This window comes from Roseburia sp. AM23-20 (genome assembly GCF_003470905.1).
Classification (GTDB): domain Bacteria; phylum Bacillota; class Clostridia; order Lachnospirales; family Lachnospiraceae; genus Roseburia; species Roseburia rectibacter.
The window spans coordinates 452611-471120 of sequence record NZ_QRHS01000001.1 but is presented as its reverse complement, the minus strand read 5'-3'; the positions used below and the strand labels follow the sequence as shown (position 1 = coordinate 471120).

16 protein-coding genes are annotated in these 18510 nt (G+C 41.9%); 15 read left to right on the top strand and 1 reads right to left on the bottom strand.

What is annotated here, in order from left to right; all coding sequences use genetic code 11:
- Nucleotides 1–12 precede the first annotated feature (12 nt).
- Nucleotides 13–1602 (top strand): peptide chain release factor 3, encoded by a 1590-nt coding sequence (locus tag DW650_RS02170; RefSeq protein WP_118209040.1) that lies wholly within the window; start codon nt 13–15, stop codon nt 1600–1602.
- A gap of 85 nt (nt 1603–1687) precedes the next feature.
- Nucleotides 1688–2014: a thioredoxin gene (gene trxA, locus DW650_RS02165; protein WP_118208955.1), complete on the top strand. Its 327-nt coding sequence runs from the start codon at nt 1688–1690 to the stop codon at nt 2012–2014.
- 101 nt (nt 2015–2115) lie between these two features.
- On the opposite strand, the gene DW650_RS02160 is transcribed toward trxA, so the two are convergent.
- Nucleotides 2116–2487 (bottom strand): DUF3783 domain-containing protein, encoded by a 372-nt coding sequence (locus DW650_RS02160; protein WP_118208954.1) that lies wholly within the window; start codon nt 2485–2487, stop codon nt 2116–2118.
- Nucleotides 2488–3507: 1020 nt separating this feature from the next.
- Between DW650_RS02160 and DW650_RS02155 the strand changes: the two genes are divergently transcribed.
- The 13 genes from DW650_RS02155 to groL all read left to right on the top strand — a co-directional run bounded on the left by DW650_RS02155 (nt 3508) and on the right by groL (nt 18257).
- On the top strand, nt 3508–4278 hold the full coding sequence (locus tag DW650_RS02155; protein WP_118208953.1) for an SDR family NAD(P)-dependent oxidoreductase: 771 nt from the start codon (nt 3508–3510) through the stop codon (nt 4276–4278).
- Between the two features lie 484 nt (nt 4279–4762).
- A complete protein-coding gene (locus DW650_RS02150) occupies nt 4763–5122 on the top strand; it encodes an ArsR/SmtB family transcription factor (protein WP_117922636.1) in 360 nt (119 codons plus the stop codon).
- A 44-nt stretch (nt 5123–5166) separates the two neighbouring features.
- Nucleotides 5167–5385, top strand: coding sequence for a cation transporter (locus DW650_RS02145; protein WP_117922635.1), 219 nt, complete (start codon nt 5167–5169; stop codon nt 5383–5385).
- Nucleotides 5386–5621: 236 nt separating this feature from the next.
- On the top strand, nt 5622–7505 hold the full coding sequence (locus DW650_RS02140) for a heavy metal translocating P-type ATPase (protein WP_118208952.1): 1884 nt from the start codon (nt 5622–5624) through the stop codon (nt 7503–7505).
- 169 nt (nt 7506–7674) lie between these two features.
- The gene (locus DW650_RS02135) at nt 7675–8007 is read left to right on the top strand and encodes a DUF6110 family protein (RefSeq protein WP_117922633.1); all 333 of its coding nucleotides are present in this window, start codon (nt 7675–7677) and stop codon (nt 8005–8007) included.
- A 157-nt stretch (nt 8008–8164) separates the two neighbouring features.
- Entirely contained in the window at nt 8165–10240 is a 2076-nt protein-coding gene (locus DW650_RS02130; protein WP_118208951.1) for a heavy metal translocating P-type ATPase, read from the top strand.
- Between the two features lie 63 nt (nt 10241–10303).
- Nucleotides 10304–11014 (top strand): fibronectin type III domain-containing protein, encoded by a 711-nt coding sequence (locus DW650_RS02125; protein ID WP_118208950.1) that lies wholly within the window; start codon nt 10304–10306, stop codon nt 11012–11014.
- Between the two features lie 153 nt (nt 11015–11167).
- Nucleotides 11168–12304 carry a hypothetical protein gene (locus DW650_RS02120; RefSeq protein WP_118208949.1) on the top strand — a complete coding sequence of 379 codons (1137 nt, stop codon included), beginning with the start codon at nt 11168–11170 and terminating at the stop codon, nt 12302–12304.
- 144 nt (nt 12305–12448) lie between these two features.
- On the top strand, nt 12449–13897 hold the full coding sequence (locus DW650_RS02115; protein ID WP_117922629.1) for a 4Fe-4S dicluster domain-containing protein: 1449 nt from the start codon (nt 12449–12451) through the stop codon (nt 13895–13897).
- A gap of 213 nt (nt 13898–14110) precedes the next feature.
- Complete coding sequence (locus DW650_RS02110) at nt 14111–14893, top strand: Cof-type HAD-IIB family hydrolase (protein WP_117921725.1); 783 nt, start codon at nt 14111–14113, stop codon at nt 14891–14893.
- Between the two features lie 21 nt (nt 14894–14914).
- The gene (locus tag DW650_RS02105) at nt 14915–16060 is read left to right on the top strand and encodes a DUF2974 domain-containing protein (protein WP_118208948.1); all 1146 of its coding nucleotides are present in this window, start codon (nt 14915–14917) and stop codon (nt 16058–16060) included.
- Between the two features lie 227 nt (nt 16061–16287).
- Entirely contained in the window at nt 16288–16572 is a 285-nt protein-coding gene (gene groES, locus DW650_RS02100) for a co-chaperone GroES (protein ID WP_006857823.1), read from the top strand.
- Nucleotides 16573–16634: 62 nt separating this feature from the next.
- On the top strand, nt 16635–18257 hold the full coding sequence (groL, locus tag DW650_RS02095) for a chaperonin GroEL (protein WP_117921728.1): 1623 nt from the start codon (nt 16635–16637) through the stop codon (nt 18255–18257).
- Nucleotides 18258–18510 lie beyond the last annotated feature (253 nt).

Sequence of the window (18510 nt, the reverse complement as noted above, 5' to 3'; positions counted from 1 at the left end):
GATAAAAAAGTTTTGGCTGATTTAAGAAAAGAGATAGAAAAAAGACGTACATTTGCAATCATTTCCCACCCGGATGCAGGTAAGACAACCCTGACAGAGAAGTTCCTGCTCTATGGAGGAGCGATCAATCTTGCCGGTTCTGTCAAGGGAAAGGCAACTGCACGCCATGCGGTATCTGACTGGATGGAGATCGAGAAGGAGAGAGGTATTTCCGTTACTTCTTCTGTGTTACAGTTCAATTATGGCGGTTACTGCATTAATATTCTGGATACACCGGGACATCAGGACTTCTCGGAGGATACCTATCGTACCCTGATGGCTGCGGATTCTGCAGTCATGGTTATCGATGGATCTAAGGGTGTCGAGGCACAGACGAGAAAATTATTTAAGGTCTGTGTAATGCGTCACATCCCGATCTTTACCTTTATCAATAAAATGGATCGTGATGCGAACGATACATTTGATCTGTTAGACGAGATCGAAAAGGAGCTTGGAATCGCAACCTGTCCGGTAAACTGGCCGATCGGTTCCGGAAAGAATTTTAAGGGTGTATATGACCGCAACACAAAAGAGGTCATGACATTTTCGGATACGCTTAAGGGAACGAAAGAGGGAACGGAAAAGCATATTGCAGCAGATGATCCTGCATTGATCGATGAGATCGGACAGGACGCATACGATAAGCTGATGGAGGAGATCGAACTTCTCGACGGGGCAAGTGCGGAATTTGATATGGATCTTGTTACAAAGGGAGAACTTTCACCGGTATTTTTCGGATCTGCCCTGACAAACTTTGGTGTGGAGACATTTTTACAGCATTTCTTAAAAATGACATATTCCCCGCTGCCGCGTAAGGCTGATATTGGGGAGATCGATCCGTTTGATGAGCATTTTTCCGCATTTGTATTTAAGATACAGGCAAACATGAATAAGGCGCACCGTGACCGTATCGCATTTATGCGTATCTGTTCCGGAAAATTTACCGCCGGTATGGAGGTTACGCATGTACAGGGAGGCAATAAAAAGATCAAACTGTCACAGCCGCAGCAGATGATGGCACAGGAGCGTCATATCGTAGATGAGGCGTATGCAGGGGATATCATTGGTGTGTTCGATCCGGGCATTTTCTCAATCGGAGATACGCTTACCACAGCAAAACCGTTCCAGTTTGAAGGAATCCCTACCTTTGCACCGGAACATTTTGCAAGAGTGCGTCAGGTAGATACCATGAAACGTAAACAGTTCATGAAAGGTATGCAGCAGATCGCACAGGAAGGTGCAATCCAGATTTTTCAGGAATACAATATGGGTATGGAGGAAGTCATTGTCGGCGTTGTTGGTGTCCTTCAGTTTGATGTTTTAAAATACCGTCTGGAAAATGAATACAATGTAGAGATCCGTATGGACAACCTGCCATATGAGCATATCCGCTGGATCGAGAATGAGGATATTGATATGGACAGGCTTGTCGGAACTTCGGACATGAAGAAGATTCAGGACTTAAAAGGCAGACCGCTACTCCTGTTTGTCAACTCCTGGAGTGTCGGTATGGTGCTTGACCGTAATGAGGGACTGGTTCTTTCTGAGTTTGGACGTGAGTAAAAGGAAAGGTCTGGCTGACCAAATCTGTAATACGGGTATTGTCAGTATTATGTGAATTTAAACATCAGGAAAAGGAAAACAGAAAATGGCAGTTATCACAATCACAAAAGATAATTTTGAAAATGAAGTACTTGGTGCGAAACTCCCGGTTGTACTTGATTTCTGGGCAGAGTGGTGTGCACCGTGCAAGATGCAGTCTCCGGTGATCGAAACGCTTGCAGAAGAATTAGATGGCAAAGTCATCTTCGGCAAGGTCAATGTTGATGAGGAAGCTGCGCTGGCATTGAAATATCAGATCATGAGCATTCCGACACTGGTTGTCATGAAATACGGACTGTTCCAGAACCGTGCAGTCGGGCTGCAGACAAGAGAAGAAATCATGGATATGATCGCACAGATCAAAGAAGATTAGCGATTATTTGCATCAGGCATAGCCATGCGAAACCCATTAGTTTATGAATGCTACCATTATCAGGGCATTCATAAACTGAAAAATGAGTTTTGTTTCCGGACTTATGCCTTATTTTTTTTGTAAGCAGCTTTCTCTGCCTGCATTTCCAGATATAACCGCATTACATTCCATTTCCGGTTTGTCGGGGTTAGAACAGCTTTATAATCAATGGTAACCTGATCTCTGCGGAGCGCAAGCAGAAGTTTATCCATCTTCTTCTCTGGAAAATCACAGAATACGATCAGGCTTTCTGATGGAACTTCCCCGGAAAAAAGGTTTAACAGAGGGGACGAGGTCTTACTTACGATCATTTCTAATGTTTTTAAATAATCAGTGGCAGGAACTAACTCTATCCGGATTTTCAAAGCCCCTGCTATTTGCTTTAATTTCTTTAAATTATCATCATCTAAATGAAATACCAGTAATTTTTCCATACATAACTCCGTTTCAAATTTATAGGACAGGCATATTATAAAATTTTTTGTGCGGGGTGTAAACAACTTTTGATAGTGTGATTTCAATCTATCTTACAAATGCTGGTTTGCGGGTGACATGCGTCGCCCGTCCAAATGGTGTGTCGTAGGTCTGTGAATGGCATTTTGCGCAAAGCCGGAGTTAATTTTGGTTCCGTTGTACGAAAATAAGAAAAGTCTAAGTGTGTCTGAGTTAGATTTTCTCGGAGTGACGTGACCGGCAACAACGAGTCATCCATGACTCGATGCTGCCTTGTTCTGCCATCCGTGGCAGAACATCACTGTATACCTACGGACACACTAAGATTTTCTAATTTTCTCCCAAAGTCACAAAATTACTTCGGCTTTGCGCAAGATGCCAGACTTCAGGTTATGAACACCATTTGGGCGGGCGGTTCATCTCAAAACTGGGGGCGTAGGTGCGAATTTTCCAGTATTATCAAACCAATAATAATCCATTAAACATAGTTATTTGGAAATATTTTTTTTAACAGATTCAGACATAAAAACACTAAAAATTTACACCTGCCAAAGTTGTAAAATGAGTTCCCCGGCTAAGGGTGGTTCACAACCTTGCGGCTGGCAAATCGCATCAAGCCAGGATTCGTTTTGTGACTTTGGGAGAAAATTAGGCAATCTTAGTCTGCCTGTCCGTAACACAGTGTTGTGCTGCCACGGACGGCAGCACAAGTCTTAATGCCCCCGGACGGGGCGTTTAAGACGCACACGTCCCTCCGCCACAACCTATACCAGGCAGCCTTAGATTGACTTATTTTCGTACAACGGAACAAAACGAGTCCCGGCTTGATGCAATTTGCCAATCGAAAACCCCCGGAACCACCTTACACGAGGAAACTCATATCACCCACAAACCAGCATTTATCGGGGAGCCCATAATGTATTGGAAAATGAAACAAAAAAGCTGTATAGAAGAAAAAATGTTGTTATAATTAATAGAAAAAGCAGAAAGGAACATGATCTATGAAAATAGCAATTATAACAGGAGCTTCAAGCGGACTTGGCAGTGAATTTGTAAGACAGATCAGCAGAAAGGAAAAATTAGGTGAAATATGGGTGATCGCGCGCAGAAAAGGACGCCTGACTGCATTACAAAAAGAAAGTCAGACACATCTTAGAATCATTACCGGGGATCTGACAAAGCCAGAGACGCTGCGGGAGATAGAGGCAATGCTCTGGAAGGAGAAGCCGGATGTGCGCATATTAGTCAATGCGGCAGGGTATGGAAAGATCGGTTCCTGGCGGGATATCAAAAGAAGCGATGTGGATGGCATGATCGATTTGAACTGTAAGGCTGCTGTTGCCATGACGCAGATCACACTGCCTTTTATGAAACGTGGGGCACGTATTTTACAGATCTGCTCGACAGCAGCGTTTCAGCCTTTCCCATATCTTAGTGTTTATGCGGCAACAAAAGCATTTTTATACCGTTATAGCAGGGCACTGCGTGTAGAACTTTATGGAACAGGAATCCGTGTGACTGCCGTCTGCCCATACTGGATCAAAGATACAGAGTTTATCGGCAGGGCAAAAAAGAGCAGTGACAGTTCTTACATCCGAAGTTTCCCACTTGCTTCCCGTCAGAAAAATGTAGTACATCATGCATTATCAGATGCGAAACTTGGACTCGCGGTATCCACACCGGGTATCGTCTGCACTCTGCACCGGGCAGCCGCAAAAATAATCCCGGCAGATCTGATGATGGGTATGTGGGCTCTGATACGGAGAATATAAACATAATTTACAATAATGAACGCATTGCATTTTTTTTCTAAGAGGTGCTATATTAAGAATAAAAATAGGAGCAATCGCCCACAAGTGGTTGATCTATTAATGGATTAGTAGAAAGCCACCCAGTAACCGCCAAGTATACGAGGGTGGTTTTTTGCTATGTAAAAATAGCTATTTGCAGAACGTAAAAATAAACGTCAGCAATGCCAGAAGGAAAAGACCAAACTGCATCAAAACCCGAAAATCAAAATGATTTTTCTTCATTGGCACCACCTCCATTCATGTGAATAGAGGTCAACACACCCAGTAACACGATGCTCTGTTTCTATATTTGTATATTAAGATAAGTACATTTTTTATACAATCTATATATATTTTAAAATTACCGTTTATCCCCTTGACAAATCCACATATCGGTATTATCATAAACATATGAACAGATAAGAATATGTTCAAATGATAATGTGAACGACCGGAGGTGTAAAATTTGGCAATAAACGATGTACCATGCTGTGAGGCATATGAAGTCCATGAAGATAAGATCAAAGCGGCAAGTGAACAGATGCCGGACGAGGATGAATTATATGATCTTGCCGAACTGTTTAAGGTATTCGGAGATTCCACGAGAATCCGGATTCTGTTCGTACTGTTTCAGTCTGAGATGTGTGTATGTGATCTGGCGCAGTCGCTGAACATGAACCAGTCGGCAATTTCACATCAGCTTAAGATTTTAAAACAGGCAAAGCTTGTGACCGGACGACGTGAAGGAAAGTCCGTGATCTATTCACTGGCAGATGAACATGTAAGGACTATCATTGACCAGGGAAGAGAACATATCGAAGAGTAAGTAAAAACAAAATTCATATTAAAAAGAAAATGGAGGAAGAGGTAATGAAAAAGAAATTCAAACTTGAGGATCTTGACTGTGCAAACTGCGCAGCAAAAATGGAAGAGGCAATCAAAAAAATCGAAGGTGTTAACGACGCAAGTGTCAGTTTCATGACACAGAAAATGATGGTAGATGCTGTAGATGACAAATTTGATGACATCATGAAAGAAGTAGTAAAAGTCTGCGCAAAGGTTGAACCGGACTGCAAGATCTTACTGTAAGAAAAATCCAAATAAAACAATAACATAGTTGTGTGTGACAATCGGTCTCATACAGGAAAAGCCCGGTTATGCAAAAGGAGTGCTGCACATGAACATATATCTGCGCAAAATAAAAAGACGCAGGAGAAAAGATATCAGGCAGCACGTTGTATGAAATACATGCATACCGGGCTTACAAAAAAGAAAACATATGAATACATGAACATATGAAATAAAAGTAGAAAAGAGGAAACGATATGACATCAAAACAGAAAAAAATGCTGTACCGTATTATCACTGCATTTGTGCTGTTTGTAGTGTTAATGGTTTTAGAACATACCGGAGTATTAGAGCAGTTACCGGGTCAGTGGCTTGTATTTCTGATCTATCTGATCCCATATCTGGTGATTGGTTATGACATTGTCTTTAAGGCGGTAAGAAACATCAGTCACGGACAGGTGTTTGATGAAAACTTCCTGATGATGGTCGCAACCTTTGGTGCATTTGGTGTAAAAGAATACTCGGAAGCAGTTGCAGTTATGCTGTTTTATCAGGTTGGAGAGCTGTTCCAGAATTATGCGGTCGGCAAATCCAGACAGTCTATTTCTGATATGATGAATATCTGTCCGGAGTATGCAAATATAGAGGAAGATGGCGTGTTAACGCAGGTAGATCCGGATGATGTGGAAGTGGGAAGCATCATTGTTGTAAAACCGGGCGAGCGTATCCCGCTTGATGGAATCGTGACAGAGGGAACATCCATGATCGATACAGCTGCACTGACCGGTGAATCTGTACCACGCAGGGCAACCGTCGGTGATGAGATCATCAGCGGTTGTGTGAATGGAAGCAGCACGATCAAAGTAAAAGTAACAAAAGCATTCGAAGATTCTACGGTAGCCCGTATTTTAGAACTGGTAGAGAATGCAAGCAGCAAAAAAGCAAAAGTGGAGAACTTTATCACCAGATTTGCAAAATACTATACACCGGTTGTTACCATCGGTGCAGTGATTTTAGCAATCTTACCTCCGCTGATCTTAGGCGGCGGCTGGGCAGACTGGATACAGAGAGCATGTATCTTCCTTGTTATTTCCTGCCCATGTGCACTTGTTATTTCCGTTCCGCTTGGTTTCTTTGGTGGAATTGGTGCTTCCTCTAAGATTGGTATTTTAGTAAAAGGAAGCAACTATTTAGAGGCAGTTGCCGAGATGACAACGATCGTTTTTGATAAGACCGGTACGCTGACAAAAGGTGAATTTAAAGTTTCTGAAGTCCTGCCATCTGCAGAGAAAAATAACACGATCGGAAAAGAAGAATTATTGGAGATCGCAGCCTACGGTGAAGGGTATTCCAACCATCCGATTGCAAACTCGATCCGTGAAGCATACGGAAAAACGCTTTCCATGGAGCGTGTTACAGATACGGAGGAGATCGCCGGACACGGTATCCATACATTTATTGATGGCAGGGAAGTATACCTTGGTAATGCAAAACTGATGGAGGCGCAGAATATCGCCTACACGGAAAACAAGACTGCCGGAACAGTTGTCTATGTGGCATGTAACAATGTATTTGCCGGAAGTATCGTAATTTCAGATACAGTCAAAGAAGGCAGTAAAAATGCAATCGCTGATATGAAAAAGGTCGGTGTGAAAAAGACGGTAATGCTGACTGGAGACAGACAGGCGGCGGCAGATGCTGTTGCAGCAGAACTTGGCATTGATGAAGTGCATGCAGAACTGCTCCCGGCAGATAAAGTTGGAGAAGTGGAGAAGTTATTAGGTTCACAGAATGAAAAAGAACGGCTTGCGTTCGTCGGAGATGGTATCAATGACGCACCGGTACTCACGAGGGCAGATATCGGAATTGCCATGGGAAGCATGGGATCGGATGCAGCGATCGAGGCAGCGGATATTGTGCTTATGGATGATGATATCCGAAAAATCGCATCACTCGTTAAAATTGCAAGAAAGACACTTGGCATTGTAAAACAGAATATTGTATTTGCACTTGCCATCAAGGCCCTGGTATTATTATTAGGTGCCCTTGGTATGGCAAATATGTGGGAAGCAGTATTCGCAGATGTCGGAGTTTCTGTGATCGCAATTTTAAACTCCATGCGTACGCTGAATACAAAATAGAAAATGAAAGATAAAACATGAAAAAGACGGCAAATGATAAAATTTCTCATTTGCCGTTTTTTAGTTGAAAATGGAAAAATGAGGGTATATAATCGTTAAAATGTTACAGAGAGGGCAGTCGGTTAATGACAGCCAATACAAATAATTTAATCCACAGGAGGTACATAAGATGTTAGATTGTTTTAAAGCAATTAACTGGAAAAAAACAGGTATTTTTGCAGCAGGAGTATTATTTGGAACCGCAGGTGTCAAAGTTCTCTCAAGCAAGGATGCTAAGAAAGTTTACACAAACTGTACAGCAGCAGTACTTCGTGCAAAGGAGTGTGTAATGAACACAGTTACAACTGTTCAGGAGAATGCCGGTGATATCTACGAGGAGGCTAAGAGTATCAACGAGGAGCGTGCCGCAGCAGCAGAGGCAGCAGCTTTCGCAGATGAAGCAGAGAAAGCCGCAGAAACAGAGGACAGTGCAGCAGAGAACGAGGCAGCTGTTGAAGAATAAGGTGTAAAACAAGTAGTCCTGAGAGGATTTCTTCATATAAATAAATGAGGATGAAAATATAAAAGCAGTGGCTTACTTATACCGCGACAGGAAGCACCGGGAGAAAATCCTCAGGTGCTTCCTTTTTTAGAGACAGTCTGGAAATGGAGTGAGAAATATGAAGTTTGTCATCAAACATGAGATCAAAGGGCGTATGCGTATCCATGTGTCCCAGTACAGGATGAGTTGTGGACAGGCAGATACGCTTCTTTATTTTTTACACAGCAATAAATATGTGACGTTTGCAAAAGTTTATGAGCGAACCGGGGATGCGGTAATCTCTTATATTGGAGATCGTGCAGAGATAATCCGTACATTACAGCAGTTTTCTTATGAAAAAGTGGATGTTCCAGCAGGTGTGATCGAAAATTCCGGCCGTGAATTAAATGCGAAATATCAGGAGAAACTGATCGAAAAAGTTGTCTGCCGTTATGCAAGTAAAATGTTTCTGCCATATCCGGTACGGGCATGTGTCACGACGTTCAAATCCGTAAAATATATATGGAAAGGTTTACAGTGCTTATGGCACCGGAAGATTGAAGTGCCGGTACTCGATGCAACTGCGATCGGGGTATCGGTTTTCAGAAATGATATTGAGACAGCCGGCTCGGTTATGTTCTTACTTGGCATAGGAGAACTCTTAGAAGAGTGGACGCATAAGAAATCCGTGGATGATCTGGCGCGTACGATGTCCTTAAATGTAGGAAAAGTCTGGTTAAAGCGCGAAGATCAGGAAGTACTCGTAACAACTTCAGAAATCCGTCCGGGAGATGAAGTTGTGGTTCATATGGGAAATGTCATCCCATTTGACGGTGTGGTAAGCGATGGTGAGGCGATGGTCAACCAGGCATCCTTAACCGGAGAATCTGTTCCGGTCCGGAGGGTAAAAGAAAATTCTGTTTATGCAGGAACAGTGGTAGAAGAAGGAGAACTTACAGTTCTTGTGAAAGAAGTCGGTGGTTCCAGCCGTTTTGAGAAGATCGTTACCATGATCGAGGAGTCTGAAAAATTAAAATCTGCACTGGAAGGAAAAGCAGAGCATCTTGCAGACAAACTGGTGCCATATTCACTGGGCGGTACAGCATTAACATATCTTCTGACCAGAAATGTAAATAAGGCAATATCTGTACTGATGGTTGATTTTTCCTGTGCGTTAAAGCTGGCAATGCCAATTTCCGTATTGTCAGCGATCCGTGAGGCAAGTCTATATCATGTGACCGTCAAGGGTGGCAAGTACTTAGAAGCAGTTGCGGATGCAGACACGATCGTTTTTGATAAGACAGGAACACTCACAAAGGCGCAGCCGACCGTTGTTGACGTCGTATCCTTTAACGGTGCAGATTCGGATGAGTTACTGCGTATCGCAGCATGTTTAGAGGAACATTTTCCTCATTCCATGGCAAAAGCTGTTGTGGATGCAGCACAGCAGAAACATCTGCTGCATGAGGAAATGCACACCAAAGTGGAGTATATCGTAGCACACGGTATATCAACAACGATCGATGGAAAACGTGCAGTGATCGGAAGCAGCCATTTTGTCTTTGAGGATGAAAACTGTACGATTCCGGAAGAAAAGCAGGATCTGTTTGACTCATTGCCAAAAGAATATTCACATCTGTATCTTGCTATCGAAGGAAAACTGGCAGGCGTGATCTGTATCGAAGATCCGCTTCGTGAGGAGGCAGAGGCAGTTGTTAATTCCTTAAAGCGTGCCGGTATCACAAAGGTTGTTATGATGACAGGAGACAGCGAACGTACCGCAGCAGCAATCGCAAAGCGTGTCGGTGTGGACGAGTATTATTCCGAAGTACTGCCGGAAGATAAAGCTGGATTTATTGAGAAAGAAAAAGCAGCCGGAAGAAAAGTGATCATGATCGGTGATGGAATCAATGATTCCCCGGCACTTTCCGCTGCAAACGTTGGTATTGCGATCAGTGATGGTGCAGAGATCGCAAGAGAGATCGCAGATATCACGGTTGGCTCGGATGATCTTTACCAGATCGTAACATTAAAACTATTATCGGACAGCCTGATGAAACGTATCCGCGGCAATTACCGCTTTATCGTAAGTTTCAATCTTGGATTGATCCTTGGAGGTGTAGCAGGAATTTTACAGCCGACTACATCAGCATTACTGCATAATACATCAACACTTTTGATCAGTTTAAAGAGCATGCAGAATCTGCTGGATTAGCAAAGAAAGGATGCGTATAATTCATTTAGCTGGAGCGTATATCTGACTGGTGGACAGTATTATTTGAAAATTGTTACTGGTGATGATATTACTTTGACTGTATCGAAGAATAATCTGAAAGAAAGTTTTACAGAGACACAGACAAAAAATAATGATATGATCGATACTGCAAATGCCATTGATCTGAAAAAGAAGTACAAAGGCGTGATGGCAGCGAATGACAGCATTGATTATTTCAGATTTAAGGTGCCGGCAAAGGGCAAAATCATTTTTAATGCGTTAAATTCTACCGATAATACATTGAAATATCTGTTTTATGATAAAAATTATAATCAGGTTTATAATTTTGAACTTTCTGACGGACGTAAAACAACAGAGACATTTGAACTTGCAGCAGGTAATTATTATCTTGCGGTGACACAGCGTACGGAAGGGTATGGCATCGGCAGTTACAACTTTACTTTGGATTATGCCGCAAGTGCGCCAGCTAAGCCGTCTGTTACCAGCGTAAAAAATGCATCTGGCAAAAAGATGGTTGTAAAATGGAAGAAAGTAAAAGGCATCAGTGGTTACGAGTTACAGTATGCAACGAGTTCTAATTTCAAAAAAGGACTGGTAAAGAAAAATATTTCTTCTGGCAAGACATCTGCAACTTATACAAAACTGGCAAAAAATAAAACCTATTATGTAAGAATGCGCTCTTATGTCAAGGTAAACGGCAAAAAGGTATATGGAAACTGGAGTGCAAAAAAGTGTGTTAAAATAAAAAAATAAGATCATAAAAATGGCTGCTTTCCTGTAAATGGGAGGCAGCATTTTTTTGCTTTATTGGTTTACAAGTGAACGAAAAAAGAATAAAATAAACCGTAAATTAAAATGAATGTGTAAGAATAACGGGATCATTCAGGCTGAAAATGGAGGCTTACAATGGAAATACAAAATGATCATAAGAAATCATTAAAGAAAATATGGATTTTGTCTGCAGGAATCATAGTAGTTCTGGCAATTGTGCTGTTTGCAGGGATAAAAAATGGATTTTTTTTAAGAAAGAGCGATAAGATTTTATATGCTATGTATCAAACGGTCAAGGATCAGCCACAGGTGGCAGACGGTTTGAATGGGGAAGATTATACCATTTCGATAGAAGGGCAGTGGAAGAAACAGAAGATACAGGCAGAGTATGCATCAGATTCTGCACAGAAGCAGTTAAGGGGAACGTTAGATCTTGATAAGCTGCAGGATTTGGAATTTGTAATGGTACTAAATGACAAGGAACTGAAAGCACAGTTTCCGTCACTGAGTTCGAAAGTATTTACATATGATTATAACAGTAACAAACAAAGCGGATATATTGCAAAAAAGATCGGTTCACAGAATCTGGAACGGTTTAATACGGTTCTGGCAGGATTATATGGTGGAAAAGAACAAAAAGGGATTGGAAAAGATATATTAAAAGAAGCACGGAAAGAATTTAATAAAATTAAGATCAATAAAATCGAAAAACAGGAATTTGAAATTGACGGTCAGAAAAAAGATTGTGTGGGCTATCAGTTTGTGATCAGCAGTGATAATGTACAAAATGTGTTAGATGCCGCAGAGAAAGCTGCGAAGAAAAAATATGGAGATGGGACAAAAATATCAGAAGATCCTGCCGGAAAAATATTTATGGCGGTTTATGACAAAGTATCAGCAACGGGGGAGATGGAATGTAAGGTATATTTATTCCGGAATAAGCTGGCTGCGATCGCTGTAAATTATGAAATTGATGGAAATAAGCAGAATCTGGAAATTTTATTTTCAGGCGGTGACTTCCGGATGCAGAACATGAAAATCACATATTTAAAGGGAGAAGAGATACACTCTGTCTGGACTGCTATTACAGGAAACCCTGCAGCGGGGGACGGAACACTCACATTTGAATCCGATGATGAAGATGGTCTGAATGGTAGAATTTCCGTGAAAAAGGGCAGTGAAATGACGGACATTACGGGGGAAGAATGTGATCTTATGGGATTGAATGGATTTGAATTGTTAGGATTATTTGGTGAGTTTGCTGGATTTTGAACTGCTTTTTTCTCAATAAGATGCAAAAAATCAAAGTGTTTCTCAATAAAAACAAGCGAAGTACTTGAATTTCCATACAGATAATATATAATGTCTAAGATGGTTAAAAAGTTAACAAAGATAAGATGAGCGAGGTAAAACACGATGTATGCAGATGAAAATGTGATTAAAATCAAACACGATGTACTCTACACAGTCGCAAAGCTTGCATTTGAAGGCAGACTTGAAGAAGAGAGAGACCACATCGCAACAGAACTCATTCCAGGTCCGACACCGCAGTTTCGCTGTTGTATTTATAAAGAGAGGGAGATCATCCGTCAGAGAGTCCGTTTAGCAGAGGGTAAAGCACCGGGCGCAGAGGATGATGGAAATGTGGTTCAGGTTATCAGCTCCGCATGTGAGGACTGTCCGATTTCCAGTTATACTGTAACAGAGAACTGCCAGAACTGTCTTGGAAAAGCATGTATCAATGCATGTAAATTTGGCGCAATCGAGCCGGGAAGAGACCGTTCCCATATTGATCCTTCCAAATGTAAAGAATGTGGAAAATGTGCACAGGCATGTCCTTACAATGCAATCGCACATTTAAAGAGACCGTGTAAATTCAGCTGTCCGGTCAATGCGATTACATACAATGAGTACGGCATTTCCGTGATCGATAAAGAAAAATGTATCCGCTGCGGTAAATGTATCCACAGCTGTCCGTTCGGAGCAATCGCATCTAAGACTTATATTGTGCCGGTAATCGAGGCTTTAAAAGCAGGTAAGCATGTATATGCAATGACAGCTCCTGCAACAGAAGGCCAGTTTGGTGCAGATATCACAATGGCAAGCTGGAAAAAAGCGATGAAAGAGATGGGATTTACTGATTTCTATGATGTAGGTCTCGGTGGAGATATGACAGCAGCTTATGAGGCAGAAGAGTGGGCAGAGGCTTATAAAGAGGGAAATAAAAAAGTTACTTCCTGCTGTCCTGCATTCGTAAATATGGTGCGTTTACATTATCCGGAATTAGCAGAGTGTGTATCTACAACAGTATCTCCGATGTGCGCAGTTTCACGTCTGATCAAAGCGAAAGATCCTGATGCGATCACTGTATTTATTGGACCGTGTGTTGCCAAGAAGTCAGAAGTTGCAGATCAGAAGATCGAGGGAAATGCAGATTATGTATTAACATACAGCGAGATCCGTGCAATGATGAAAGCAAAAGGCGTTGAGTTACAGCCGTGTCCAAATGATGATCAGACAGCATCTACATTTGGTAAACGTTTCGCAAACTCCGGCGGTGTAACAGCTGCAGTACTTGAGAGCTTAAAAGAGTCTAACGATGAGATCGCAGCAACCGTATGCAAGGCAAACGGTGCGGCAGAGTGTAAGAAAGCATTACTTCTGTTAAAAGCTGCAAGACTGCCGGAAGACTTCATTGAAGGTATGGCATGCGAGGGCGGCTGCGTTGGTGGTCCAAGTGCGTTCAACGATCAGATTTCTTCCAAAAAGAACCGTGATACCCTGATCGGTCAGGCAGATGACCGTACCATCCATGACAACTTAAAGAATTACGACATGGAAAGCTTCTCCATGCACCGTGAGTAATACGAACGGAGCATTGCATCGCGAGTAAGACGAGCGGAGCATTGCATCGTGAGCAAGCAAACAGAATAGTGAGCATTATTATGCCGTGCAGCCTGTAAAAGGGTTGTGCGGTATTTTTGTATACGGTGATATGGATTTTAAAATACTTTGCTTAATGGGAAAATTCTGTTAGAATAAAAAACATCACGACGGAAGGGAAAAATAGACGATATAATGAAAAAAGCAGTATTTTTTGATATAGACGGTACATTATGGGATTTTAAGATGAATATACCGGAAAGCACAAAAGAAGCATTGAAAGAACTAAGAAAAAACGGGCATTATGCCTTCCTGTGCAGTGGAAGAAGCAGATCCAATATCAAAAGTCCCAAATTACTGGCACTCGGGTTTGATGGCATTGTGGCAGCATGCGGCACACACATTGAATTCGAGGGAGAAAAGTTATTTGAACTTTTACTGACCAACGAACAAATCAAACATATTCTTACAGTACTTAGAAAATACCAGATACCAATGGTACTAGAGGGACCAAATTATATTTATGTGGATGAAAAAGACTTCAAGGATGATCCATATGTCATTTATCTGAGAAATGAGCTTGGGGAAAACCTAAAAAGTATTACCGGAATTGCACAATATGAGGTAAATAAGCTGAGTGCGGAACTTGGAAATGCAGATGTAGAACTTGTCAGGAAAGAACTGGGAACGGAGTTTGATATGATCGTCCATGAGCCGGATGGAATATTAGAGATCGGGCAGGCGGGGCATTCCAAGGCAAGTGGCATTGAGCGTCTCTGTGCGTTTCTTGGAATCGCAAAAGAAGATACTTATGCATTCGGGGATAGTGCTAATGATGTGGAAATGCTTGAATTTGTGGCACATGGGATTGCCATGGGAAATGGTACGGATGTGGCAAAGAATGCGGCAGAATTTATTACCACAGATATCCATAAAGATGGGATCTGGAACGGACTGAAACATTATGGGCTGATCTGAATAAAAGACAGGGGGAAAAATATGGCAAATATCATGGATTATATGGACTGGCGCGGGGATTTATCGTTTGAGGCAGATGAATTTAATGAAGTTGATAATCTGATTTTAGCGCAGCTTGCATATGTTGATTTTGAGGGGATCGTTACAGCAGAGGAAAATGCGCCGGCTGTACCGCTTAAGGAGGCATCCGGACAATTTTGGGAAAAGAATGATAAAGACGAAATCTTGGCACGGGTATCCATGACGAAATCGGCCCCGTTTGTTATGGAGAAAATGGCGGAAACAAAACGTTTTTCGGATGTAAAACTGCACTGCTATGTCAATGAGATCCGAGACGATCAACAGTTTCAGTTTTCGGCGGTCTGTGTGGAACTGCCGGATGACAGCCTGTATGTGGCATTTCGCGGAACAGACAACACGATCACGGGCTGGCGGGAAGATTTTAATATGGGATATCTGTCAGAAACGCCGGGACAGCTCCGGGCAGTGGAATATTTGAACCGTGCAGTGACAGACAAAAAGCAGAGGGTGCGTGTCGGCGGCCATTCAAAGGGTGGAAATTTTGCCGTGTATGCCTCCGTAAAATGTGATCCGCAGATCCAGAACCAGATTTTAAATGTGTACAGCAATGATGGTCCGGGATTCCGGAGCGATATGGTGGAAAGCACAGAGTACCAGCGCATGCTGCCGAAGCTGCACACGATCCTGCCGGAATCTTCCATTGTCGGAATGCTCTTAGAACATCAGGAGTCGTTTGAAGTTGTCAAGAGCTCAAACAGCGGGATCCAGCAGCACGATGCCATGTCATGGGAGGTACTCGGAAGATCTTTTGTACATGTGGATCAGGTTGCGGCGCAGAGCCTGTTGTTGGATGAAACGATAAAATCATGGATTTACCAGTTAGACGGGGAAGAGAGGGCACAGATCGTGGAGACGGCATTTGATATGATCGAAAAAGTCGGGATCCGTACGGTAGATGATTTTTACCACAGTAAATGGAAGAAAATACAGGAACTGATGAAAGAAACCAGTAAACTTTCACCGGAGCGGCAGAAACTGTTTTCAAGAGCCTTAAAACTGCTTTGGATGGAAGGAAATAAAGCAATGAAGGAGACAGTAAAACAGACCGTAAAACGCACGGTAAAACAGTCTCCGCTGAAAAAATAAAAAAAGTATAAAATCACAGAAAATGAGTGAACTTATAAAAAAACGAGAAAAAGAGAGAAAATATTAGAAAATATCAGAATAAATGGACATAAATAGAAATATATTTGGTTGCAGATTCAAATATAAAAATCTATTATATGAACCATAAGTTAGCACTCAAAAGAAATGAGTGCTAATAACTACTCAAAAGAAATAAAACAGATGATCATAAGCAGGAGGTAAGCAACATGAAATTAGTTCCATTAAGCGACAGAGTCGTATTAAAACAGTGTGAGGCAGAGGAAACCACAAAATCAGGTATCATCCTTACAAGCAGTGCACAGGAAAAACCACAGGAGGCAGAGGTTATTGCCGTAGGTCCTGGTGGAATGGTTGATGGAAAAGAAGTTACCATGCAGGTAAAAGCCGGACAGAAGGTAATTTATTCAAAATACGCAGGAACAGAAGTAAAATTAGACGGAGAAGAATACATTATCGTAAAACAGAATGATATTCTTGCAGTCGTAGAATAAATAATTGTTCAAAGTAAAACAGATTTTTATTATTAATAAATTTCAGAAAGAGGTAGACAGATATGGCAAAGGAAATTAAATATGGCACAGAAGCAAGAGCAGCATTAGGTGCAGGTGTAGATAAACTGGCAAATACCGTAAGAGTAACATTAGGACCGAAAGGAAGAAACGTAGTACTTGATAAATCTTACGGCGCTCCGCTGATCACAAATGATGGTGTTACAATCGCAAAAGAGATCGAGTTAGAAGATGCATTCGAGAACATGGGTGCGCAGCTTGTAAAAGAAGTTGCAACAAAGACAAACGATGTTGCAGGTGATGGTACCACAACAGCAACTGTTTTAGCACAGGCAATGGTACAGGAAGGTATGAAGAACCTTGAGGCAGGTGCAAACCCGATCATCCTCCGCCGTGGTATGAAGAAAGCAACAGACAAAGCAGTAGAAGCAATTCTTGCAATGTCCTCAAAAGTAAATGGCAAAGACCAGATCGCAAAAGTAGCTGCAATCTCTGCAGGAGATGAGAATGTTGGTAACATGGTTGCTGATGCAATGGAAAAAGTTTCCAACGATGGTGTTATCACGATCGAGGAATCTAAGACAATGCAGACAGAGCTTGATTTAGTAGAAGGTATGCAGTTTGACCGTGGTTATGTATCTGCTTACATGTGCACAGATATGGATAAAATGGAAGCAGTATTAGACGATCCATATATCCTGATCACAGATAAGAAGATCAGCAACATTCAGGAGATTCTTCCTCTGTTAGAGCAGATCGTACAGAGCGGAGCAAGATTACTTATCATCGCTGAGGATATCGAGGGTGAGGCACTTACCACTTTGATCGTCAACAAACTGCGTGGTACATTCAATGTAGTAGCTGTCAAAGCACCTGGCTATGGTGACAGAAGAAAAGCAATGCTTGAAGATATCGCAATCTTAACAGGTGGTCAGGTGATCAGCTCTGATCTTGGTCTGGAATTAAAAGACACAACTATGGATCAGTTAGGCCGTGCAAAATCTGTAAAAGTCCAGAAAGAGAACACAGTGATCGTTGACGGTGCTGGTGACAAAGATGCGATCGCAAGCAGAGTAAACCAGATCCGTGGTCAGATCGAGGAGACAACATCTGAGTTTGATAAAGAAAAATTACAGGAGAGACTTGCAAAATTAGCAGGTGGCGTTGCAGTTATCCGTGTCGGTGCAGCAACTGAGACAGAGATGAAAGAAGCAAAACTTCGTATGGAAGATGCTTTAAACGCAACAAGAGCAGCAGTCGAAGAAGGTATCATCGCAGGTGGCGGTTCTGCATATATCCATGCAACCAAAGCTGTTGCTGAGTTAGCTGACACCTTAGAGGGTGATGAGAAGACTGGTGCAAAAGTTATCTTAAAAGCTCTGGAAGCTCCATTATACTATATCTCTGCAAATGCAGGACTTGAGGGCGCTGTTATCATCAATAAGGTAAAAGAGTCTAAAGACGGTATCGGATTCAATGCAGCAACCGAAGAGTATGTAGATATGGTTGAGAACGGTATTCTTGACCCGGTTAAAGTTACAAGAACAGCATTACAGAACGCAACTTCTGTTGCATCTACACTGCTTACAACAGAGTCTGTTGTTGCTAATATCAAAGAAGATGCTCCGGCAGTTCCGGCAGGCAACCCTGGCATGGGAATGATGTAATAACAGGTCTCTAAGAGAAAAAACAATAGATTGTATGGCTTTGTGATACAATCTGTTGTAATAAATAAGAACGTGAAAAACACAGCAGATTGTAAAGATCTGCTGTGTTTTTTAAATTCATAGGAAATTACGCATCTCGCGGAGAAGAAGTTAGCTGTAAACAGCACCGCTCGAGCGCGAAAGAGTCGCAAGCGACTCTTTGTTCTAGGAAAATGCGTTGAAAATTGTGCTGAAAATAAGATTTTATATTTTG